Annotated in this window: 1 protein-coding gene; it reads right to left on the bottom strand. The window is 46.2% G+C overall.

Going from position 1 to position 619, the window contains the following annotated elements; translation table 11 throughout:
• A partial coding sequence (locus tag WN50_RS01030) for a tandem-95 repeat protein (protein WP_160315330.1) occupies window positions 1-619 on the bottom strand: 619 nt, incomplete at both ends.

Raw genomic sequence — 619 nt, 5'->3', positions numbered from 1 at the left:
CAAGACATTCAGCGTCACAGAACCAGCTACGTTGACATTAGCGCTATCATTATTGGCTACAGGTGCCTGATTCGGCGGTGGAGTAGCAATATTAACCGCCACACTCGCCGATGCTGAAAGCTCTCCATCATTATCCCCAACCCGATAGCTAAAGTTATCAGAACCCGTGCCGGAACCCGTATGAGTATAAGTAATCGTGCCATTATTGTTAACAACTGCTGTTCCTTTTGACGGTTGAGTAACAATATTCACACTAGCGGGATTGAGCGTCCCATCAGCATCCGTATCATTACTCAAGACATTCAGCGTCACAGAACCAGCTACGTTGACATTAGCGCTATCATTATTGGCTACAGGTGCCTGATTCGGCGGTGGAGTAGCAATATTAACCGCCACACTCGCCGATGCTGAAAGCTCTCCATCATTATCCCCAACCCGATAGCTAAAGTTATCAGAACCCGTGCCGGAACCCGTATGAGTATAAGTAATCGTGCCATTATTGTTAACAACTGCTGTTCCTTTTGACGGTTGAGTAACAATATTCACACTAGCGGGATTGAGCGTACCATCGCTATCGCTATCATTATCTAAAACTTTAATCACCACCGACTCACTCGGT

It is taken from the genome of Limnoraphis robusta CS-951, from assembly GCF_000972705.2.
The sequence above is the reverse complement of the archived record's forward strand: the minus strand, read 5'-3'. Positions and strand labels throughout refer to the sequence as shown.